Consider the following 21,696-nt stretch of genomic DNA (forward strand, 5'->3'; position numbering starts at 1 on the left):
CGAAATCGATTCCGGGTCGGTGTCGTGGGCTAGTCTGTCGCTGAGGCGTTCTTGGGCGCGACCTCGGTGTCGGCAATCTGCCGTGCCTCGGATGGCAGCATGACTGGAATGCCGTCACGGACCGGGTAGGCGAGGCGGGCGAGCCTGGAGACAAGCTCGCCGCGTTCGGCATCCCACCTCAGCGGTCCCTTGGTCAGCGGGCAGGCCAAAAGTTCGAGCAGCTTGACGTCGATGTCGCGTTTGTTGGTCTCGACCATTCCAGCTCTCCGGGCAGCGTTGCCTATTGCAGGCTCGATCCGAAATCTTCGTTTTCGCGGGCAAGTGCCATTTCGGTGATCGCAATCAGCGTCTCGGCGCGGGTCTTGAGATCGGGGGCTTCGAGCAGTGCCTGTTTTTCGGCGGCGCCATAGGGCGCCATCATCGACAGCGCGTTGACCAGTATGGCGTTGTCGGCACGGCTGACGCTCTCCCAATCGGCCTCGAGTTCGTTGGCCTGGAGGTAGGTGCGAAAGGCCTTGAGCAGTGCGGGCCGGTCGACTTCCGCGCCGGCCTTGTCCTCGCCGAGATCCGCAGCAAACGAGGTGATCCTGCACTGCCGGAAAGGCGTCTTGACGGCCAGCTCCTGGGCGACGCGGAAACGGCAGACGCCTTGCAGCGAAATGAGGTAGCGCCCGTCTCCCGTCTCGGCGAGCGAAGTGATACGGCCGATGCAGCCGACCGGGCAGAGCGCCGGTTCGCCGTCCGGACGCAGATTGCCGTCGAGCGAGGGCTGGATCATGCCGATCAGCCGCGAACCGGCCATCGCATCGTCGATCATCTGGAGGTAGCGCGGCTCGAAGATGTTGAGCGGCATCCGCCCGCCCGGCAACAACAAGGCAGCCGTCAGCGGGAACACCGCCAGCGTTGTCGGCAGATCGCTGTCGAGCCGGTAATGGGCGTTTCCTGCCTGCATCTTGTCCTCAGCTGCTACTCATCTGGGGTAGCGGCGGTCAAACGCAAGACCGCAACGATTGTACGGTCACGAAAACAACAGCGACGACAGCTTGCGCCTTGTGGCCAGCGTCACTTCGTCGGTGAAGCCCCAGGCCTCGAACAGTTTGAGCAATTGCGCCCTGGCGCCGTCATCGTTCCAAGTTCGGTCCGCCTTGACGATGGCAAGCAGGTTGTCGGCCGCCTCGGTGCGCTGGCCCTTGGCGTTCTGGATCATGGCGAGATCGAAACGCGCCTGGTGATCGCCTGGGTTCTGCGCCAGCCGGCGATCGAGCTCGGCGGAATCGCCGAGCGCTGCCGCTTCTTCGGCGAGTGCGATCTTGGCGCGGACCGAAACAAGCGCTGCGGCTGCCTTCTTGTCGTCCGGCGCGCGTGCCAGAACCTCGTTTGCGCCTTCGACGTCGCCTGCTTCGAACAGAATGTCGGCAAGCGCTGCGATGGCGTCGATGTTGTCGGGTACCTGTTCAAGCACGGCATCGTAGATCTGCACCGCCGTCTGCAGGTCGCCGGCGTCGCGTGCCTCGGCCGCGGCTGCAAGCGCCTCGGCGATCTGCGGCTGGCCGCCATCCTTGCCGGCGATCTTGTCGATGAAGTCGCGGATCTGGCTCTCGGGCACCGCCCCCATAAAGCCGTCGACCGGCTGGCCGTTCTTGAAGGCGATGACGGCGGGAATCGACTGGATGCCGAGCTGACCGGCAATCGCCGGATGGTCGTCGATGTTCATCTTGACCAGCTTCACCCGGCCGCCGGCGGCCTGAACGACACGCTCGATAACAGGGGTCAGCTGTTTGCACGGGCCGCACCACGGCGCCCAGAAGTCGACCAGCACCGGCTGCTTGCGCGATTCCTGGATCACGTCGGCGCTGAAGGCGGCGGTCGTCGTGTCCTTGATGAGATCGGCCGCGGGCGCAGCCGCATTGGCGGGTTCCGCGCCAAATTGCACGTTGGTGGCGTACTGGCCGCTCATGCCGCCGAAGGGATTGCTTTCGTTGCTCATCTTCACTCTTCCGGTATTCGCTATCTTCTGCCGGTCATCAGGCCCAGCGGCTGTCCGTCCACCATGTGGCGATCAGTCGGAGACTTTCAAGATAACAGCATCATGGCCGGTTGCCTCGACGAATCGCAGCAGGTCGGCATGGGCAATCGAGGTCGTGGCTTCGTTGGTCAGCGGGTGGGCGTTGATGACGGCGTTTTCCATAAGCGCGCTGTCGAGCACCAGTTTCACCCTGGCGGAGGTGTCGTTGATCAGCCCGAAGACGGTGACAGCCCCAGGCGCGACACCGAGCAGTTCCATGAGTGCCTCCGGCTTGCCGAACGAGACCCGGCTTGAGGCACCGATCAACTGGTGGATCTGCTTGAGGTCGACGCTTGCCTCCTCGTCCACAGTCACCAGAAAGAAGTTGTCCTTCTTGTCCTTGAGGAACAGGTTCTTGGTGTGGCCGCCTGATATGGCGCCGCGCAGCGCCTGCGAATCGGCGACGGTGTAGAGCGGCGGATGATCGTGGGTGGTCACGGAAATGCCGAGCTCGGCCAGGTAGGCGAGCAATTCGGTGCGGGTCTTGGGTTTCGTCGAGGCGGTCATCGCAGCTTCCGAGATTTGCCGTTGCGCGAGGTTTATGGGCAAAGCCGGCTTTCTGCACAAGTCCGGCTTGAGCTGGCATGGTGCTTCCCGAGGGGAAATATGGGATTCTCGGGCACTGCGGGAAAAAGTTCAAAAAAGAGCGGTTTTTCCCTGTTGCATTCGCCGCGAGCTTCGGCCATATAGCAGCCGTTGCGGCGACGAGCTGCGGCGAGCGGGTGTAGCTCAGGGGTAGAGCACAACCTTGCCAAGGTTGGGGTCGAGCGTTCGAATCGCTTCACCCGCTCCAAATATCCCACGAAAAAGGCCGCGGTTTACCGCGGCCTTCGTCGTTTCTGGGAGGCGGTGAGCCCGCGACGCTTCAATGCAGCTTGTCCTCGAAGCAAGGTCGAATGGCTTGGTCCACGGCAAATGTCCGTATCGTCACCTCGGCCGCTAGATTCGCGTCAGGCGCTCGAAACGCGACAGAATCATTAGCGCGGTTGCCGCGCGGCCGACCCAGAACCCAGCACACCCTCTACAGGGCCGAACGTACAAGATAGCGTGCTGGCATGAGCCCTCGACAGACGCCAGGGCCAGTGGCGCCGAACGCCTTGCAGTCTGCTTGGCGAGGTCCCAGCTAGACGGCCGATGCCTTGGCGGCGCGTAGCAGCATGCCGAACAGGTCGCGTGGCTCGTCGGGATCGGCCAGCAGGTCGAGCTCCTCGAACAGGCCGGTGTCGATCAGCTTGTCCCTGACGTAACGCAAAGCGGAGAAATCCTCGATGGCAAAGCCGACACTGTCGAACAGCGTGACCTGCGCGCTCGAGCTGCGGCCCTGCGCCTTGCCTGCCATGACCTGCCACAGCTCGATGACGGGGTGATCGGCAGCCAATTGCTGGATCTCGCCCTCGATGCGCGTCTGCGGTGGGAACTCGACGAAGATGTCCGAGCGCAGCAGGATGTCCTTGTGCAGCTCGGTCTTGCCCGGGCAGTCGCCGCCGACGGCGTTGATGTGCACGCCGGTGCCGACCATGTTGTCGGTGAGGATGGTCGCAAGCTGCTTGTCGGCGGTGACGGTGGTGATGATCTGGGCACCTTCCACCGCGTCCTGCGCATTGTCGGCAATGACGATGTCGAAGCCCATGCCGGCAAGGTTCACCTTGCACTTCTGCGAGGCCGACGCATCGATGTCGTAGAGGCGCAGCTTGTTGATGCCGAGCAGCGCCTTGAAGGCCAGCGCCTGGAATTCCGACTGCGCGCCGTTGCCGATGATGGCCATGGTGTCGGCCCCCTGGGGGGCGAGATATTTGGCCGCCACCGCCGAGGTGGCGGCGGTACGCAGCGCAGTCAGGATAGTCATTTCGGTCAGCAGCATCGGATAACCGTTGCCGACATCGGCGAGTACGCCGAAGGCGGTGACCGTCTGGCGGCCGTCGCGCGTGTTCTTGGGATGGCCGTTGACGTATTTGAATCCGTAGAGATGGCCGTCACTTGTCGGCATCAACTCGATGACGCCGTCATGGCTGTGCGAGGCGATGCGCGGGGTCTTGTCGAACTGCTCCCAGCGCAGGAAATCCTCTTCGACATAGGCCGACAGCTCGGTCAGGAAGCGTTCCACGCCGACCGCCAGCACCAGTTTCATCATGTGGTCGACGCTGACGAACGGAACCACGTTCAGTTTTTCGGCCATGGTCAGTAACTCCGGGTTGGACGGTCCATGATGCGGCGGCCCATCAGGCTTGCCGTCAGGTCGACCATCAGCGTTGCGGTGCGGCCGCGTTCGTCGAGGAAGGGGTTCAGCTCGACAAGGTCGAGGCTGGTGACGAGGCCGCTGTCATGCAGCATTTCCATCACCAGATGCGCCTCGCGGAAGGTCGCGCCGCCGGGCACGGTGGTGCCGACGGCCGGCGCGATCGCGGGATCGAGGAAATCGACATCGAAGCTGACATGCAGCATGCCGCCTGCCGCCGCGACCCGTTCCAGGAAGGCGCGCAGGAGGGGTGCGATGCCATGTTCGTCGATGGCGCGCATGTCGTGGACGGTGACGCCCGCCTCGGCGAGCGCGACCCGCTCGGCCGGATCGACGCTGCGGATGCCGAGCGCGCAGATGCGCTCGGGGCTGACATTGGCCTGGAGCTTGGGGAAATAGCCCTGGAAGCCGGACAGGCCGCTGGCATAGGCAAGCGGCACGCCATGCAGGTTGCCGCTGGTCGTGGTGTCGAGCGTGTGGAAATCAGGGTGCGCGTCGAGCCAAAGCACGAACAGCGGCTTGCCGAGTTCGTCGGCGCGCCGCGCAATGCCGCTGACCGTGCCCGCCGACATGCTGTGGTCGCCACCGAGGAAGATCGGCAGAGCGTCGGCACTCATCTGGTAGGCTGCCTCGGCCAGGGCGGCGGTCCAGGCTGCGATCGCGGGCAGGGCTTTCAGCGCCTTGTTCGGGTGTGCCGGTATTGGCCCCGGTGTCGGCACCACCTGTCCCATGTCGGCGACGGAATGGCCGAGCTCGACCAGCGCCTCGACAAGGCCAGCGGTCCTGAGCGAGCTTGGTCCCATGTCGCAGCCCCTGCGGTCGGTACCTTCCTGAATGGGTGCGCCAATGATCCGGCAATGCATCTCGATGTCTCCTCGCCGGGCGGTGGCCCGGAGCTGTTTTCAATTCTCGCGCTCGCGGCGGTGTCCAGCCTCTGCGCTTTCACCCTCGCACTTGAGCCAGGAAACGAAGGCATCGAGCGCACATGCACCACGGCATAATATGCCGCGAGCGTGGCGTCCACTGACGGGCACAGATGGCTGATCGTGCCTGGCCGCAAGCGCTGCCGAAACAAAGGCGGTGTTGGCCTGCGTGACGTCAAGGCCGCTAAGGCAGGCGTCGATCGAGGCCCGCGTCCGTGTCGAAGACCATGATTGGGTTCTAAAGTGATGCCCGCCACCTTGCGCCATTGCCACCGCGACCGGCTGTCAGCGTTGTCCTTAATCGCCGGCACGGAAAGGACGCCTTGGGGCGTCATCGTGTTTTCGCCGTCTGCGAGCAGTCCGGGGCGGCACGCCGGTGCGATCGACGAAGAAGATCTCGCGGTTGCCGTCGTCAGTTTGTTGCGCAGCCCTGATGTAGTTGATCTCGACGTCTGTTCGCTTGCCTGCCGCCCCGCTGATGTTTTGGAAACTCAGGTCGACACCGGGATGGCCGCGGCGGAAAGTGGGCGACCCTTGGAATCAGCCAGCGTTGCTAAGGCCCAGCGGTGCGCGGATGCGGAGCTTGGCGGCTTGCCCTGAGACGACGCGCTTTCCCGACCTGACCTGCGCAAGCGCCGCATTGGGATGGGCGATACGCCCGGCAGCAGTGAGTTCGATGGCATTGTGGCTGTGCACGAACAACACCGCGTGGAATGACTCAGTTCTGCTCGCGCAGGGCGGCGGAAATGGCGTCGAGGCCGCCTCGGAGCTGCGCTTCGGTCGGCCAGCCGAAACCGACGCGGAAATAGGTTCTCGGCATTTCGAACCAGTGGCCGGGGCCGACATAGGCGCCGTGCTTTTCGAGCAGGCCGTTGTAGAAGCGGTCGAGATCGAAAGCTGGGCCGACATTGATCCGGGGAAAGCCGACGACACCGCCTTCAGGCGGGACCCAGTCGACGAGCGGCTCGCGGTCGATCCATTGCTGGACGATGTCGCGCCGCAGCTTCATCTCGGGCATCAGCGCTCCGAGGAATTCGTCGCGGCGCTCCAGCATGGCACGCGCGATCGCCTCGTCGATGACGCTGCCGCAGATGCCGATCTGCTCCTTGGCGGCGAGAAATCGTTCGTAGAGTTCGGCGTCCTGGGTGACCAGCCAGCCGATGCGGATGCCGGGGATGCCGTAGGCCTTGGACAGCGACGAGACGCTGATGGCGCGCGGGCTGAGCGAGGCGGCTGCGGGCAGGCTCTGGCCGTAGCTCAGGTCGCGATAGGTCTCGTCGACCAGCAGGTAACAGCCGTGGCGCTCGGCGAGCGCGATCAGCCCGTCGAGATCGGCGCGGCTCATCATGGTGCCGGTCGGGTTGTGCGGGCAGGTGACGCTGATGTAGCGCGTGTTCGGCCGCAAGGCGGCAGCGACTTCGGCGAGATCGACGGCGAAGCCGTTGTCGAAATCGAGATCGATGTAGCTGATGGCGCAGCCAATGGCGCGCGGCGTCTCGATGTTGGTGGCGTAGTTGGGCCGCACCACAACGAGGTGATCCTTGTCAGACAGCAGGCTGGTCGCGATGATGAACAGGGCACCGGCGGCACCGGCGGTGACCAGGACATAGTCGGGCGAAAGGCCGGTGTCCTGGCCGGCAATGAGCTCGCGCAGAGCCTTGTCGCCACGATGTTCGCCGTAGAAAAGCGTCAGGTCGGGTAAAGACAGGCCGATCTCGGATAGCTTCTGGTCGGCAATCGAGCTTTCGGAGAGATTGTAGCGAATACGGTCGTAGCCATATTCCTCCGGGGCTTCCTTTTCGATTACCATCCTGGCGTAGTTCATCTTCGCGCTCTCCCGTGCCGCGGCATGCCACTGTGTCGGCGAACAGCGTTAGTCAGTATTGCCACTGCAAGCCATCCTCCCAGGGGAGGATGTTGCCGGCACACAAGGGGACGCAGCAAGCGCATGCCGCAGGAGGACTATCGCGATCTGGCGGAACTGGTCGGCGCCATCGGCGCGCCCACGTTCCCGTCGGTCCTGACGGCCTGGATCCGCAGCCGCGTCGCCTTCGACATGATCGCCATCGTGGTCTATCGCGGCAGCCGCCCACCCCTGCATATCCATGACGACTTCAAGGGCGAGCAAGCGCGCAAAGGGCTGAAGCAATATCTGGCGCAGACCTACATCCTCAATCCGTTCTACCAGAGCCATCTCAAGGGCATCGTCTCAGGCGTCTATCGCATCCGCGATCTCGCGCCCGATGACTATCTGCGGAGCGAGGTCTACCGCTCCTACGAGATCATCATCTCGGAGACGGAGGAGATAGGCTACGTCACCCGGGGCTGGCCGCGCGGGCTTGAGGAGATCGACATCGCAGTGACCCTCGATGACGGCGAGACGACCGAGATCGGCATCTACAGCGCCGAGCCCGGGAGTTTCGACGACGCGGCAATAGAGAGGCTCAAGGGCATGCTGCCACTGATCGAAGCGAGCTTTCGCCAGCACTGGCAACACATCAAGGCGCGGCATGCGGCCGAGCGACATCCGGCGGATGCCGGCTGGGCTGAGGCGGCCTACGAAAGTTTCGGCAGCGACCTGTTGACCAACCGCGAGCGCGAGGTCGTGGTGCTGGTGCTGCGCGGGCATTCGTCTGATTCAATAGCGGCCCACCTCGACATCTCGCGCGCCACGGTCAAGACCCATCGCAAGCACGCTTATGAGAGGCTTGCCATCTCGACCCAGGCCGAGTTGCTGTCGCTGTTTCTCCAGCATGTGCGCGAACGCATGCCGGCAGGCTGAAGGCTACAGTTCCTCGAGTGCGTCGCCGATGGTTTCGATGCCCCTGAGGCGGGTGGCGGCCTGCGGCACCCGATCGCTCGATGGCGCGGGTGGCGAGCACGTGGCAGATCGCCATCGCCGAGACATGATTGAACAGCAGGCCAGGGGCGAGCGTCTGGCAGCGAAGCGCCAGGCCGCGCTCTGGCGGTGGGAAACGCCCTCGTAGGAGATGCAAAGCAGCTTCGCCCCGCTTTTCTCGATAGCCGAAAGCACCATTTCCATGCGCGCGGTGCGGTGACCCAGCCCGAACACCACTGCCACCCTGTTCCCTGGCGACAACGCCGGGCTTTGGCTGTTCGCCTCGCTGGCGCTGCCGGCACCCCTGGACGTGTTCTACCGCCGCTACGTGCCCGAGACGCCGAGCTTCCTGGCCTCGCAGAACAGGATCGCCGAAGCCAAAAAGGTGTTGTCGATCCCTGGATCTGGGACGCTCAGGTCGCGCAATCTGATGGTGCGCGACATTTGACGAGCGACCATGCCGAAGAGGCTGCGCCCGGCAAGCATGCCTGGAAGGAACTGTTCCGCGCCCCTTCATCGGCCGGACCATTCCGGTCGCCATCGCCATCCTGAGGAGCTAAGGCGCCCAGCACGCCGATCATCGCGCCGATCCCTTGCGCCATCGAACGCGTGCTTGGGCTGATGCCGACAGGTTCCGGGACCTTGTCTCCGGTGCCTGCCTGAGATTGGGCTGCCCCGCACTTGCGGGACGGCGTCCTTACGGCCTTGGTTTCCGCCTTGCAGCTTTGGTGCGACGCTTGCGCCTTAGCCTGGCTTCGAGCATCGAAATTTCGATGCTGATCATGCGCGGCGCGTAAGCGGCAGGGCCCAGGTCGGCGGCGCGGAGAATGGCCTTCAATGCGCTTCGTGACATCAATTGCCGCAGCTTGCGCAAGGTACCCCACTTGCCGAAGGCCGCGAAGAGCGCAGGCAGGTTCTCAACGATGATGGCCTGGGCTTCGGGAGCTTCGAAGACCTGCAGCGAAGTGACGCCGTCGCTGTCGAGAACCTGGGCAATCGCGGACCAGAAGCGCCATGCCCCCATGCTCGCCGAAAGCGACGCCGCGTCTTCGACGAGAACACGCATCGCCTCGCGGCGGCGCGCGGGGAAAAATCTCCTGGCAGGGCCGGAGGCATCCACGGCTCCGTCCAGGGTCGGGTTACCGGCAAAGAAGTTGCCGCCGTGCAGCCGATAGGCTGACAGCGGCATGGCGATCGTGGCCGATCCGGCAAATACATGGGCGAGCCGGCAGAAATGGCCGTCGACCGAAAGCCCGAACATGACGTCTGTTTTGGCGCGCGGCCGGATGGTTTCGAGCAGGAAACGGCGGAACATGTTTGATGTGCCCGGTGACCACAGCCAGCCATTTTCGGTGGGTGGATGGGCAACGATGCTGCCGTCGAGCTGGTCGAACTGTACATCGGAAACCTCAGACAAGCGGACGACCAGGAAGGAACTCCGCAGACTGCCCTTACCCGTGTCGGCTTGCGATCCCCTCAGACCGGTTCCCAACGCCGCGCCAGTCGCATCGATCTCAATCACCGCGCTCGATGTGAAGGCGACGCTCCGTGGCAGCGCCAGATGCGCCTGGACATGCATGGCGGTAAAGTCGGCAAGCAGATAGTCGTCGGAATCGACGAAGGTGACGAAATCGCCGCGTGCGACATCCAGGCCTTTCAATGCCCCTGCGAGCGCGCCGAGGTTTTCGTCGAGCCAGATCGCGCGAAACCGCGGGTCGTCGCCGATTGCCGCTTCTATCTCGCGACGACTGTCATCGGTCGAGCCATTGTCGACGACGATGGCTTCGAAATTGGGATAGGTCTGATGGCGGACCGAGCGGATCGCCGATCCCACGAAGCGGGCGTAGTTCCAGTTGCGGATAATGAAGGAGACGAGCGGGTAGGCCACCGGCTCGGGCGCGAGTTCGTTGAGCGAAAGCCCGCGCAGCGTCAAGTTCGACGCCGACGTCCCGACCGACAGCCCGTCCAGTTTCTTGTGCACTGACAACTCCCCGGCAATTGGCTGAGCGGGGCAGGCGCTCTTGGCATTGCACATTGCACGGCATGCTTGCCTTGGCAACAAATCGCCTGCCGGCAATGTCCGAGCTTCCGTGGGTCTCCCCGAGAGGCAAGGGTTATGGCTCCCGCATCGAATTATCTGTTATCGGTTGAACCTATTGTCTGGAGGGCCACCCCAAGCATGAGCGCATCCGCCTATTTCGGTTGGGCCCTGGTCAACCTGACCATCTGCCTGCAGATCGTCTATCTCGTGCGTGCGTTGCTGCGTCCGCATCGCGAGCCGGCCTCGCGGCTGGCCTGGATCGTGGTCATCGTCGTTGCGCCGGTGGTCGGCGTTGTCGCCTACATCCTGTTTGGTGATACCAATGTCGGCAGCCGCCGTATCGCCCGGCTGCGCGACGCGCTCCAGCGCTTGCCCTCGCTTGCCACGATCAACACGACCGATCTCGACGGGCGGGAGCAACCAAGCGTCCCGGAGCCCTACGCGCCGCTGTTTCGCGTCGGCGAATCGATCAGCAACTATGCTCCGGTCGGTGCGAACCGGGCTCAACTCATGCCCGGTTCCGATGCTGCGATCGATGCGATCATCGCCGACATCGATACCGCCGCCGATCACGTGCACCTGCTGTTCTACATCTGGTTGCCCGATACCAACGGTGTGAAGATGGTCGAGGCGGTCAAGCGCGCGGCCATGCGCGGCGTGACGTGCCGGGTGATGGTCGACGACATCGGCTCGCGTCGGTTGATCCGTTCGCCGCACTGGCGCGACATGGCCTCAGTCAAGGTCAAGCTGGCGCGCGCCCTGCCGGTGGGGATTGCTCTGCTGCGCCCGCTGAAGGGGCGGGTCGACATGCGCAACCATCGCAAGATCGTCGTCATCGACAACAAGGTGACCTATTGCGGCAGCCAGAACTGCGCCGATCCTGCCTTTGCCATCAAGGCGAGGTACGCGCCCTGGGTCGACGTGATGCTGCGTTTCGAAGGTCCGGTCGTGCTTCAGAACCAGCATCTGTTTGCCAGTGACTGGATGGCACAGGTCCAGGAGGACCTGAGCCCGCTGATGCGCCAGCCGCTGCCGTCGGCGCGACCCGGCTTTACGGCGCAGGTCATCGGCACGGGTGCCGCCGTGCGCTATTCGGCGATGCCCGAAATGTTCATCGCGCTGATGAATGCCGCACGGCGCGAGCTCGTCATTTCTACCCCCTATTACGTGCCGGACGAGCCGCTGCAGGCGGCGCTGTGCGCCTGTGGCCACCGCGGCGTCGCAACGACCATCGTCCTTCCCCGGCGCAACGATTCCTGGATCGTCGCGGCGGCGAGCCGCAGCTATTATCGCGAACTGCTCGATGCCGGCGTCAGGATCCACGAATATGAAGGCGGGTTGCTGCACGCCAAGACGCTGACAGTCGATGGTGAGGTGACGCTGATCGGCTCGGCCAATCTCGACCGCCGCAGCTTCGAGCTGAACTTCGAAAACAACATCCTGCTGCACGACGCTGAGGTGACCGGCGAGGTGCGGGCACGGCAGCAGAGCTACATCGAGTCTTCGGTTCCCATCAGCGACCGCATGGTTGCCAAGTGGAGCCGGCCGCGCCAGGTCTGGAACAACGCCATCGCCATGCTCGGGCCGGTGCTTTAGGCGTCCACCTGGCCTTCAATCCAGCGCGCGGTCGAGATGGGTGTAGCCACCGTCGACGAACACCCACTGGCCGGTCGTGTGGCTCGCCTTGTCGGAGAGCAGGAAGAGGATGGTGTCGGCGATCTCTTCCGACGTCGTCATACGCTGCCCGAGCGGAATGCGGCGGGTGATCTCTTTTAGCCGCGCCTCGGGATCGTCGAAGGTCTTGAGCCACTTCTCGTAGAGCGGCGTCATCACCTCGGCCGGAATCACCGCGTTGACCCGGACACCGTCGCCACGCAGGGCTGCCGCCCATTCGCGCGTCAGTGACAACTGCGCGCCCTTGGCGGCGGTATAGCCGCTGGTGCTGCCCTGACCGGTGAGCGCGGTCTTGGACGAGACGTTGACGATTGCGCCGCGCGATTTCCTCAGCCACGGCAGGCAGTGATGCGCGGTCGTGTAGTAGTGGATCAGGTTGCGTTCCAGCGATTCGCGGAAGGCCTCCGGACCGGCTTCGAGGTCGATGCCGTCATTGATGCCGGCATTGTTGACCAGTCCATCGATGCGTCCGAAGGCCTTTGTCACCTGTTCTATGGCTGCCGCGATTTCGGGATCGTGCATCAGCTCGACCTGGACGAACATCGAACGCGGCGACGCTGCCTTGAGTTTCGCCGCGAAATCCTCAGCGAGCGGACTGCGGCCGAAGACGATCGGGATCGCACCCTCGGCGGCAAGGCCCAGCGTGACCGCGCCACCGATGCCGGCGCCGCCGCCGGTGACGATGAAAACCTTGTCCTTCAGACCCAGGTCCATTGTCGTTTCCCTCAGCCGCGGAACTGGAAATCTTCGAGCGTCGCCGGCTTCATCTCGATCGAGAAGCCGGGCGCCGTAGGCGGCAGATAGGCGGCATTGCGGACTATGCAAGGTTCCTTGAAGTGCTCGTGCAGGTGATCGACATATTCGACGACACGGCCTTCGCGGGTGCCGGCGATGCAGACATAGTCGATCATCGACAGATGCTGGACATATTCACAGAGGCCGACGCCGCCGGCATGCGGGCAGACGAGCAGATTGTACTTTGCCGCCATCAAGAGCACGGCGAGGATCTCGTTGACGCCGCCGAGGCGGCAGGAATCGATCTGTACCACGTCGATGGCGCCGCGCATGATGAACTGCTTGAACATGATGCGGTTCTGGCACATCTCGCCGGTGGCGACCTGAACCGGGGCGACGCCTTCGCGGATCTTGCGGTGGCCTTCGACGTCGTCGGGATTGGTCGGCTCCTCGATGAACCAGGGCTTGGCAAAGGCGAGGTCGCGCACCCAGTCTATGGCCTGGCCGACTTCCCAGACCTGGTTGGCGTCGATCATCAGCTGGCGGTCGGGGCCGAGCACTTCGCGGGCGATGCGAAGGCGCCTGATGTCGTCGGCCTTGTCGCGGCCGACCTTGAGCTTGACATGATTGAAGCCGGCATCGACCGCTTCCTGGCAGAGCCGGCGCAGCTTGTCGTCGCCATAGCCGAGCCAGCCTGCCGAGGTGGTGTAGCAGGGATAACCCTCGCGCTCGAGGGTTTCGATGCGCGCGGCCTTGCCTGAAGCCTTGTCGCGCAGCATGGCGAGTGCTTCGTCAGGCGTGATGCAATCGGTGATGTAGCGGAAGTCGATGCAGCGCACGAGCTCTTCGGGCGACATGTCGGCGACCAGCCGCCACACCGGCTTGCCCACCATTTTGGCCCAGATGTCCCAGACGGCGTTGACCACCGCGCCGGTGGCCAGGTGGATCGCGCCCTTGTCGGGCCCGATCCAGCGCAACTGGCTGTCCGATGTGACATGGCGCCAGAAGGCGCCCATGTCTGCCGTCACCTTGTCCATCTCGAGGCCGACGACCAGATGGCGCATCGCCTCGATCGCGGCGCAGCAGATCTCATTGCCGCGACCGATGGTGAAGGTCAGGCCATGCCCCTCGATGCCTGGCATGTCGGTCTTCAGGATGACATAGGCCGCCGAATAGTCGGGATCCGGGTTCATCGCGTCGGAACCGTCGAGATGCTGCGATGTCGGGAAGCGCAGGTCGAGCACCCGCATGTCGATGATTCTGGTCATGGTCGTGGGTCCTCTCGGCACGATCCCGAAAGCTGGGAATCTTTCGGCTGAGATCATGCGGCTGAAACAAGGGCGGGATGGCGGCTCAAGAATGCGCCTCCCGCCCGAAGGGGTCAGGCAGCGACGACGCGCTGCCTCTGGCTGCCCAGGCCTTCGATGCCAAGGGTCATCGTCTGGCCTGCTTTGAGATAGACGGGCGGCTTCTGGCCGAGGCCGACGCCGGGCGGCGTGCCGGTCGAGATGACGTCGCCGGACTGCAGGCTCATGAAGCGGCTGAGATAGGACACGACCTGCTGCACCGAGAAGATCATGGTCCTGGTCGAGCCGTTCTGGAAACGCCTGTCATCGACGTCGAGCCACATCTTGAGGTTCTGCGGGTCGGCGATCTCGTCTGCGGTCACCATCCAGGGGCCGGTCGGGCCGAAGGTGTCGCAACCCTTGCCCTTGTCCCAGGTGCCACCGCGCTCGGTCTGGAATTCGCGTTCGGAAACGTCGTTGATGACGCAATAGCCGGCGACGTGGCTCATGGCGTCGGCCTCGTCGATGTAGCGGCCGGGCTTGCCGATGACGACGCCAAGCTCGACCTCCCAGTCGGTCTTGACCGAGCCGCGCGGGATTTCGACGTCGTCGTCGGGACCGACGATTGCCGAGGTCCACTTGTTGAAGACGATGGGTTCGGCGGGAATGGCGGCACCGGTTTCGGCGGCATGGTCGGCATAGTTGAGGCCGATGCAGATGAACTTGCCGATGCGGCCGACGCAGGCGCCGAGGCGCAGATTCTGTTGCGGCGTGCCGGCAACCAACGGCAACGTCTCGATGTCGACGGCGCGCAGGCGGGCAAGACCTTCGGGTGTCAGCACGTCGCCGGCAATGTCGTCGACGAGGCCGGTGAGATCACGGACGCGGCCTGACGTGTCGAGGATGCCGGGCTTCTCGTTGCCCTTGGGGCCGTAGCGGAGCAGTTTCATCTGATGTCACCTTGATTGGAAAGACACCGGAGGCGGCGGGCCGCCTCCGGGGAGAGTTGCACCGGATCAGTCGTACAGCACCGCTGCGATTTCGGGCTGATCGATGTTCGACTTGTCGTAGTAGTAGAAGCCGGTGTCGATGTTCTTTTCGACCGCTTCGCCCTTGGCTGCCTTCACCGCCGCCTCGACGGTCTTGTAGCCGATGCCGACGGGGTTCTGGGTGATGGCGCCGGCCATCTGGCCGTCGCGGATCGCCTGCTTCTGCTGGGCGCCCGAGTCGTAGCCGATGATCACCAACTGGCGGCCGAGCTCCTTGGCGCCGTTGACGACACCGATGGCCGAGCCTTCATTGGCGCCGAACATGCCTTTGAGATCCGGGTTGGCCTGCAGGATCGCCTTGGTGATTTCGGTCGACTTGAGATGATCGCCCTCGCCATATTCGATGGCGACGATCTCGACCTTCGGATGGGCTTCCTTCATGCGGTTGACGAAGCCGTCGCGGCGATCGACGCCGGTGCGGCTGGTCTGGTCATGGACGACGAGGGCGACCTTGCCTTCGTCGCCGATCAGGGCGGCCATCTTGTCGGCGGCAAGGGCTGCTGCAGCGATGTTGTTGGTCGAGGCGGTGGCCACGGGGATGTCGCTGTCGACGCCTGAGTCGAAGGCGACGACCGGGATCTTGGCGTCCTTGGCCTGCTGCAGCAGCGGGATCGCCGCCTGGCTGTCGAGGGCGGCGAAGCCGATCGCCGCCGGCTTCTTGGCAAGGGCGGCGGCCAGCATGTCGATCTGACGATCGACCTGGGTCTCAGAGTCAGGGCCTTCAAAGGTGACTTCGACACCGAGATCCGCGGCCGCCTTGTCGGCGCCGGCCTTCACTGCCTGCCAGAACTGGTGCTGGAAGCCCTTGGAGATCAGCGGGATGTACATCTTGTCCTGGGCCATTGCCATGGTCGAGCCATAGCCGAGGATCGTCATGGCGCTGAGAGCGCCAAGCACAGTGCGTCTGGTGAACATGTTTCCTCCGATTGAACCTTCGTTGTTGAACTCTGCCGGTGGAGCGCTTTCGCTCTCTTCTTGATGTTGGCGCAGCACCGCGGCGCTGCGCGAAGCAAGCTTGCTCAAAGCCTGCGGCGCCGCAGAATGTCGGTGTAGACGGCGAGAATGATGATCGAGCCGGTGACCACGGTCTGCCATTCCTGGGCGACCGAGAGGATGCGCAGGCCGTTGGCGAGCACGGAGATGATGAGCGCGCCGATGAGCGTGCCGATGATGGTGCCGCGGCCACCCGACAGCGAGGTGCCGCCGATGACCACCGCTGCGATCGCATCGAGCTCGTAGCCCTGGCCGAGTGCCGGTTGGGCCGAGTTGAGCCGCGAGGCGATCAGCAGGCCGGCGATGCCGCAGATCGAACCGGCGAGCGCGTAGACTGCGATCTTCCAGCGGTCGGTGTTGACGCCTGACAGCCTGACCGCCTCCTCATTGGAGCCGAGCGCGAAGGTGAAGCGACCGAGGATGGTGCGCTCGAGGATGAAGCTCGTCGCGATCGCCACCAGGAACAGGATCAGCACGCCGTTGGGGATGGGCAGGCTCGGTAGGACCGAGCCGATCAGCGAGCCTTGCGAGATCTGGGTGAAGCCGGGCGTGTTGTTGAAATAGATCGGGCGCGTGCCGGAAATAACCAGCGACAGGCCCTTGAGGATCAGCATCATGCCGAGCGTGGCAATGAAGGGCGGGATCTTGAGTTTGGCGACCAAGGTGCCCGACAGCGCGCCGCTGGCGGCACCTGCGAGGATCGCGGCCAAAACGCCGAGGCCGAGCGGCATGCCCCAGAAGGTCAGCACCACGCCTGCGATGACGGCGCAGAAGGTCATCAGAGTGCCGACGGAGAGGTCGATGCCGCCTGTTATGATGACCAGCGTTGCGGCGATCGCCAGCACGCCGTTGACCGACGTCGCCTGCAGGATGGCGATGATGTTGGATGTCTGCATGAAGTTGGGCGAGGCGAAGCTGAACACCGCGACCAGGATGATCAGACTGGCGAAGGCGAGCAGCCGATGCTGCGCGCCCGAAAACCGCGAAACGGTCGAGGCGCTCTGGGTGGATGCGGTCGCACTCATTTGGCCTCTCCCTTTGCCGTCTTTTGCTTGTTCTGGTTGGCGGCATCGCCGCGAAGCGTCGCCAGATGCATGATCTCCTCCTGGCTGGCGCCGCCGGGCAAGATGCCGGTCAGCCGCCCCTCGCACATCACCGCGATGCGATGGCTGAGCCGCAGTACCTCCGGCAGTTCGGAAGAGATGACGATGATGGCGCGGCCCTGCTGGGCGAGCGCGTTCAAGAGCTTGTAGATCTCGTTCTTGGCGCCGACGTCGATGCCGCGCGTCGGCTCGTCGAAGATCAGCACCTCACAGTCGCGCAACAGCCACTTGGCGATGACGATCTTCTGCTGGTTGCCGCCCGAGAGCAGGCGCACTTCCTGTCGGTCGGACGGGGTCTTGATCGCGAGCTGGTCGATGTAGCGGGCGGCGACATCGTGCATGGCGCCTTCCTTCAGCAGGCCTACGGCACCGGTGAAGCGGGAAAGGCTCGCCAAAACGACGTTGTTGCGCACGTCCATGCCGGTGGCGAGGCCGAAATGCTTGCGATCTTCGGAGAGATAGCCGATGCCGGCGCGTACTGCGTCCCTCGGCATGCGGATGTCGACCTTCCTGCCATGCATGAAGATGTCGCCGCTGTCGCGGGGGTCAGCACCGAAGATGGCCCGCGCCACCTCGGTGCGGCCGGCGCCCATCAGCCCGGCGAAACCGAGTATTTCGCCCTTGCGGACGGAAAGACTGACATCGCGGATGACCGCGCCGCGATTGAGGTTCCGGACCTCCAGCACGATTTCGGAGCCTGAGTGATCAGGTATGTCGGGGCGTTCGTCGGTCAGCGCGCGGCCGACCATCATCGAGATGATCCTGTCGACCGGCGTCTCGGCAGCCGGAACAGTGCCGATGTATTCGCTGTCGCGCATGACCGTGACGCGGTCGGCGATACGCTTCAGTTCGTCCATCTTGTGCGAGATGTAGACGATGCCGACACCCTCGGCCTTGAGCCTTGCGATGATGGCGAAGAGTTCTGCGATCTCGGCATCGTTAAGCGCGGCCGTCGGCTCGTCCATGATCAGCACGCGCGAGCGGTAGGACAGCGCCTTGGCGATTTCGACCATCTGCTGCCGGGCGATCGTCAGCCCGCCTACCGGGGTGCGGGGGTCGAGTTTGAGATGCATCGAAGCAAAGATCTCGGCGGCATCGGCGTTGAGCTTTGCCTCGTCAAGAAGCAGGCCGCCGGCCTTGCGCGGCTCGCAGCCGATGAAGATGTTCTGTGCCGCGGTCAGATGCGGCATCAGATTGAGTTCCTGATGGATGATGCCAATGCCCAGGTCCTGCGCCTGGCGCGGTGAGTTGATCTCGACCGGCTTGCCATCGAGCAGGATTTCGCCCGCGTCGCGACGGTAGATGCCGGCGAGGATCTTCATCAGCGTCGACTTGCCGGCGCCGTTCTCGCCCATCAGCGCATGCACCTCGCCCGCACGCAGCTCGAGCTGGGCATTGTGAAGGGCGCGCACACCCGGAAACGACTTGCCGATGTCCTTCATGACGACGAGGGCGGTCATGCGCGGCCTCCCTCGATGCCGTAGAAGCGGGTCGCGGTGCCGCCCAGGATGGCCGCGCGCTCGCGCTGGCCAAGGCCGTCGAGCAAGCGGGCCGTGACTTCGTCCCAGAAGGCGAAGGGGCTGGCCAGCGTCAGCACCGGCCAGTCCGAACCCCAGATCAGGCGATCCGGCCCGAACCAGTCGAGCAGGCTGCAGATTGTGGGGCGCAGCGCTTCAGCCGCAGCCTTGGACGTTGCGCGGCGCTCCGCCGGCAATTCGGTGAGCAGGCCCGAGAGTTTGCAATAGACCTGCGGGTGGCCCGACAGCTCGGCCATGCTGAACCGCCACAAGCCATGGCGCGGATCGTCGGCAGGGGCGGCGAAGGCGGGCTTGGCGGCGTGATCGATGACGATGGGCAGATCCGGATTCGTTTCCACGAAACGGCGGAGCGGCTGAAGATGCTGCGGCATCACGAGCGCGTCGAAACGCAGGCCGAGCCGCTTGAGTGCTGCGACGGCTTCCGTGTGCGGGCGGGTGGCGATCCAGTCGACGTCTTCCAGATCCTGCAGCATCGGCCGCACGCCCTTGAACAGGGGATCGGCAGCGAAGCGTTCGAGTGTGGCCACGCAGTCGGCCGACGACAGGTCGACCCAACCGACGACACCGGCAACAGCCTTGTCGTTACGTCCCTGGTCGAGCAGGAATTGCGTCTCGTCCTCCGTGGCTGCTGCCTGGACGAGCATGCGCCTGTTGATACCGGCGACTTCCGCCAGCGGGCGCATCTCGGCTGCGCCGAAGTCATGGTAGATCGGGGCGAGATGGGTGGCGTCAGGCGTCAGCCAACCGTAGTCGCCGCGCTGGAGCGCCCAGTAGTGGCAGTGGCCGTCGATCCTTTCGATCATGGCCGCCGCCTCGTCTAGATGGTGACGCCGCCATCGACCAGGACTGCCTGGCCGGTGACGAAGCGCGACTCGTCGGACAACAGGTAGACGACGAGCGGCGCGATGTCGTCGACGGTCGCAAGTCGGCCGATGGGCTGGCGGGCGATGAAGTCCTTCTCCGCCTGCACCGGGTCGGCGGCAGCAGCGATGCGGCCGCGCAGCGACGGCGTGTCGACAGTGCCCGGGCAGAGCGCGTTGCAGCGCACGCCGCGGCGCACATAGTCGGCGGCCATGCCCTTGGTGAAGCCGATGACGGCCGCCTTGGTGGCGCCGTAGAGCAGCCGGTTGGGGAAGCCTTTGATCGACGAAGCCATGGAAGCCATGTTGAGGATCGACACGGCGCCGGTCTTTTCGGCGCGTTCGAGCATGCCTGGCAGGAACGCCTTGGTCGTGCGGTACATGCTCTTGACGTTCAGGTCGAAGCTGAAGTCCCAGTCGTCGTCGCTGCAGTCCATGATCGTGCCGTTGTGGACGAAGCCGGCGCAGTTGAAGAGACCGTCGAGCGGCGCCTGGCTGGCGGCGAAGCTTGCTACAGCCTTGGCGTCGCGCACGTCGAGGCGATGTGCCTCGATGTTCTTGTGTTCGGCAGAAAGTGCGTTCAGCGCGTCGCCATTGATATCGGTGGCGATGATATGAGCGCCCTCACCGGCACAGGCCAGCGCGCTGGCGCGGCCGATACCCTGGGCCGCGGCGGAAATGAAAATGCGTTTCCCGCTTAGTCGCATAACCGTCGCTCCTCCCAGCAAACTGCTTGCGCTTCTGTCTATATACGAACATACTATTCATAAATGAACCAACCTTGCAATGGGGAATTGTGAGGAGGGGTCGTGAGGCCGGTCGAGGGAGGATTTCGCATCATGCCAAAAGGGTCGGCAAAGACGGCCAACAGCGTCGACAAGGACGAGCGCTACCGCGCACCGGCACTGGACAAGGGCCTGGACATTCTCGAGCTGCTTTCGGAGCAACCGGGTGGCCTGACCCGGGCCGAGATCGGTGAGGCGATGGGACGTGGGCCAAGCGAGGTCTACCGCATGCTCGAACGTCTGGTGGCGCGCGACTTTGTCAGCCGCTCACCAGAGGGCGACCGCTACGCGCTGACCATGAAGCTTTTCATCCTCGCCCATCGGCATCCGCCGATAAGGCGGTTGGTGGCGCGGGCTCAGCCTTTGATGGATGCATTTTCAGTGGCTGCCGGCCAGTCATGTCATCTGGTAGCGCCCGACCGCGACGCGGCGATCGTGGTGGCGCATGCCAGCCCGCCCGGCAACTGGGAATTCGGCATCCGCATCGGCGCCCATATCGATCTCCTGACCACCAGCTCGGGTCACATCCTGCTCGCCTTCCAGGACCCGCATTCGCAATCCGAGGCAGCTGCGCGCTGGGAAGGCACCAGGCAGGCAAGTGCACGTGAAAAGCTGGAGTCTATCCTGACCGGCTATCGTGATCTCGGCCACCGCGTCGGCCCGAGCCAGCAAATGCGCGCCATCGACGATATCTCGGTGCCGATCCTCTCGCCTGACGGCTACGCGATCGCCGTGCTGACCTGCCCCTACATCCTGCGGATCGACGACAGGCAGGCCGACATCGACCAGACGCTGGCATTGCTCAAGGACGTCGCGGCCAAGCTGTCGCTGTCGTAGAGGCAGCGGAGGTTCGCGCCCCAGGACACCCTATATCTCCTCACAAAGTGGAGTGGATTTGGGCAGTAATGAAGCACCTGCAGGATAGGTTTGCGACACCGATTGCTCGCGATGCGTGGATGTGAGCACGCTATGGCGCCGGCCGGCTTTCCCTCCCCCTCGTGGAGACGGCTTAGGGATGGGGTAAGGTCGGCGGGTCGGAAGGCTCAAGCCCCAGGCGGTACCACGCCCTTGCGCACGGCGAAGTCGGCATAGAAGCGGCGCTCCTGGGTCTGGATGACGGCATAGGCCTTCTTGGCGCGCTCGTAGAAGGCGAAGCGCTCGATGCCGACCATCTTGGTGGCCGTGCCCTCGATCAGCTTGCCGACCTCACGCTGCACCTCGGGGACCTCGTCCGGTTTGCCGACCACTTCCATGCGGCCGAAGGCGTCGTCGACGAAGGTGTCGACAGGCATCACCGACAGCACCGCCTTCATGACGCTGACGATGTCGCCGTCGATGCGCAGCGGCCGGCCGAAGACGGTCTGCCTCGCCATAGCATCGGCCGGGAAATTAGCATCGGCGATGATCAGGTCGTCGCCATGGCCCATGGCGCGGAGCACGTAGAGCACGTCGGGGCCGAGCAGCGGATCGATGCCAAGGAGCATTTTTGTCACCTGAGATGCGGGTTGCGGATGAGGGACGGCCGCCCCTGAACGCCATAGTTTCCAATCCAGAATTGCAGGCAAGTGC

Annotated in this window: 21 protein-coding genes, 1 tRNA gene and 1 pseudogene; 6 read left to right on the top strand and 17 right to left on the bottom strand. The window is 64.1% G+C overall.

All coding sequences use genetic code 11. The features are described from left to right. Positions 1-29 precede the first annotated feature (29 nt). The 4 genes from DY201_RS04100 to DY201_RS04115 form a co-directional block, all read right to left on the bottom strand. The gene (locus DY201_RS04100) at positions 30-257 is read right to left on the bottom strand and encodes a Trm112 family protein (protein ID WP_115730103.1); all 228 of its coding nucleotides are present in this window, start codon (positions 255-257) and stop codon (positions 30-32) included. A gap of 23 nt (positions 258-280) precedes the next feature. Continuing rightward, entirely contained in the window at positions 281-952 is a 672-nt protein-coding gene (locus DY201_RS04105) for an LON peptidase substrate-binding domain-containing protein (RefSeq protein WP_115730104.1), read from the bottom strand. 66 nt (positions 953-1,018) lie between these two features. After that, the gene (trxA, locus tag DY201_RS04110; protein ID WP_115730105.1) at positions 1,019-1,987 is read right to left on the bottom strand and encodes a thioredoxin; all 969 of its coding nucleotides are present in this window, start codon (positions 1,985-1,987) and stop codon (positions 1,019-1,021) included. Between the two features lie 72 nt (positions 1,988-2,059). Further along, complete coding sequence (locus DY201_RS04115; protein WP_115730106.1) at positions 2,060-2,572, bottom strand: prolyl-tRNA synthetase associated domain-containing protein; 513 nt, start codon at positions 2,570-2,572, stop codon at positions 2,060-2,062. Between the two features lie 211 nt (positions 2,573-2,783). Between DY201_RS04115 and DY201_RS04120 the strand changes: the two genes are divergently transcribed. Continuing rightward, a tRNA-Gly gene (locus DY201_RS04120) sits at positions 2,784-2,858 on the top strand. A gap of 330 nt (positions 2,859-3,188) precedes the next feature. On the opposite strand, the gene DY201_RS04125 is transcribed toward DY201_RS04120, so the two are convergent. Further along, positions 3,189-4,241 carry an ornithine cyclodeaminase gene (locus DY201_RS04125; RefSeq protein ID WP_172582915.1) on the bottom strand — a complete coding sequence of 351 codons (1,053 nt, stop codon included), beginning with the start codon at positions 4,239-4,241 and terminating at the stop codon, positions 3,189-3,191. 2 nt (positions 4,242-4,243) lie between these two features. After that, on the bottom strand, positions 4,244-5,164 hold the full coding sequence (rocF, locus tag DY201_RS04130) for an arginase (RefSeq protein WP_115730108.1): 921 nt from the start codon (positions 5,162-5,164) through the stop codon (positions 4,244-4,246). Between the two features lie 291 nt (positions 5,165-5,455). On the opposite strand from rocF, the gene DY201_RS04135 reads away from it, so the two are divergent. Beyond that, on the top strand, positions 5,456-5,824 hold the full coding sequence (locus DY201_RS04135) for a hypothetical protein (protein ID WP_131922463.1): 369 nt from the start codon (positions 5,456-5,458) through the stop codon (positions 5,822-5,824). Between the two features lie 118 nt (positions 5,825-5,942). Here DY201_RS04135 and DY201_RS04140 read toward each other — a convergent pair whose 3' ends face one another. Continuing rightward, positions 5,943-7,049 (bottom strand): aminotransferase class I/II-fold pyridoxal phosphate-dependent enzyme, encoded by a 1,107-nt coding sequence (locus DY201_RS04140; protein WP_115730110.1) that lies wholly within the window; start codon positions 7,047-7,049, stop codon positions 5,943-5,945. Positions 7,050-7,172: 123 nt separating this feature from the next. Between DY201_RS04140 and DY201_RS04145 the strand changes: the two genes are divergently transcribed. Then, entirely contained in the window at positions 7,173-8,006 is an 834-nt protein-coding gene (locus DY201_RS04145; protein WP_165916094.1) for a helix-turn-helix transcriptional regulator, read from the top strand. A 298-nt stretch (positions 8,007-8,304) separates the two neighbouring features. Beyond that, positions 8,305-8,620: pseudogene (locus tag DY201_RS29710) on the top strand (MFS transporter); the annotation flags it as partial. Positions 8,621-8,760: 140 nt separating this feature from the next. On the opposite strand, the gene DY201_RS04160 reads toward DY201_RS29710, so the two are convergent. After that, the gene (locus DY201_RS04160; protein WP_165916093.1) at positions 8,761-10,044 is read right to left on the bottom strand and encodes a glycosyltransferase family 2 protein; all 1,284 of its coding nucleotides are present in this window, start codon (positions 10,042-10,044) and stop codon (positions 8,761-8,763) included. Positions 10,045-10,242: 198 nt separating this feature from the next. On the opposite strand from DY201_RS04160, the gene cls reads away from it, so the two are divergent. Further along, on the top strand, positions 10,243-11,700 hold the full coding sequence (gene cls / locus DY201_RS04165; protein ID WP_115730113.1) for a cardiolipin synthase: 1,458 nt from the start codon (positions 10,243-10,245) through the stop codon (positions 11,698-11,700). Between the two features lie 15 nt (positions 11,701-11,715). Here the strand turns inward: cls and DY201_RS04170 are convergent, their stop codons facing one another. The 8 genes from DY201_RS04170 to DY201_RS04205 form a co-directional block, all read right to left on the bottom strand. Further along, positions 11,716-12,492 carry an L-fucose dehydrogenase gene (locus tag DY201_RS04170; RefSeq protein WP_115730114.1) on the bottom strand — a complete coding sequence of 259 codons (777 nt, stop codon included), beginning with the start codon at positions 12,490-12,492 and terminating at the stop codon, positions 11,716-11,718. A gap of 11 nt (positions 12,493-12,503) precedes the next feature. Further along, the gene (locus DY201_RS04175) at positions 12,504-13,781 is read right to left on the bottom strand and encodes an L-fuconate dehydratase (protein WP_115730115.1); all 1,278 of its coding nucleotides are present in this window, start codon (positions 13,779-13,781) and stop codon (positions 12,504-12,506) included. 113 nt (positions 13,782-13,894) lie between these two features. Then, positions 13,895-14,749, bottom strand: coding sequence for a fumarylacetoacetate hydrolase family protein (locus DY201_RS04180; RefSeq protein ID WP_115730116.1), 855 nt, complete (start codon positions 14,747-14,749; stop codon positions 13,895-13,897). Between the two features lie 66 nt (positions 14,750-14,815). Further along, positions 14,816-15,763: an ABC transporter substrate-binding protein gene (locus DY201_RS04185; RefSeq protein WP_115733579.1), complete on the bottom strand. Its 948-nt coding sequence runs from the start codon at positions 15,761-15,763 to the stop codon at positions 14,816-14,818. A 104-nt stretch (positions 15,764-15,867) separates the two neighbouring features. Beyond that, a complete protein-coding gene (locus DY201_RS04190) occupies positions 15,868-16,866 on the bottom strand; it encodes an ABC transporter permease (protein ID WP_115730117.1) in 999 nt (332 codons plus the stop codon). Continuing rightward, a complete protein-coding gene (locus tag DY201_RS04195) occupies positions 16,863-18,404 on the bottom strand; it encodes a sugar ABC transporter ATP-binding protein (protein WP_115730118.1) in 1,542 nt (513 codons plus the stop codon). Before DY201_RS04195 ends, DY201_RS04190 begins: the two co-directional genes overlap by 4 nt. Then, positions 18,401-19,285 carry an amidohydrolase family protein gene (locus DY201_RS04200; RefSeq protein WP_115730119.1) on the bottom strand — a complete coding sequence of 295 codons (885 nt, stop codon included), beginning with the start codon at positions 19,283-19,285 and terminating at the stop codon, positions 18,401-18,403. Before DY201_RS04200 ends, DY201_RS04195 begins: the two co-directional genes overlap by 4 nt. 14 nt (positions 19,286-19,299) lie before the next feature. Then, positions 19,300-20,049 carry an SDR family oxidoreductase gene (locus tag DY201_RS04205; protein WP_115730120.1) on the bottom strand — a complete coding sequence of 250 codons (750 nt, stop codon included), beginning with the start codon at positions 20,047-20,049 and terminating at the stop codon, positions 19,300-19,302. Positions 20,050-20,181: 132 nt separating this feature from the next. Between DY201_RS04205 and DY201_RS04210 the strand changes: the two genes are divergently transcribed. Further along, positions 20,182-20,964: an IclR family transcriptional regulator gene (locus DY201_RS04210; protein WP_115730121.1), complete on the top strand. Its 783-nt coding sequence runs from the start codon at positions 20,182-20,184 to the stop codon at positions 20,962-20,964. Positions 20,965-21,170: 206 nt separating this feature from the next. Here DY201_RS04210 and DY201_RS04215 read toward each other — a convergent pair whose 3' ends face one another. Then, positions 21,171-21,611, bottom strand: coding sequence for an RbsD/FucU family protein (locus DY201_RS04215; protein ID WP_115730122.1), 441 nt, complete (start codon positions 21,609-21,611; stop codon positions 21,171-21,173). Positions 21,612-21,696 lie beyond the last annotated feature (85 nt).

Origin of the sequence: Aminobacter aminovorans, assembly GCF_900445235.1 — a bacterium.
Lineage (GTDB): Bacteria > Pseudomonadota > Alphaproteobacteria > Rhizobiales > Rhizobiaceae > Aminobacter > Aminobacter aminovorans.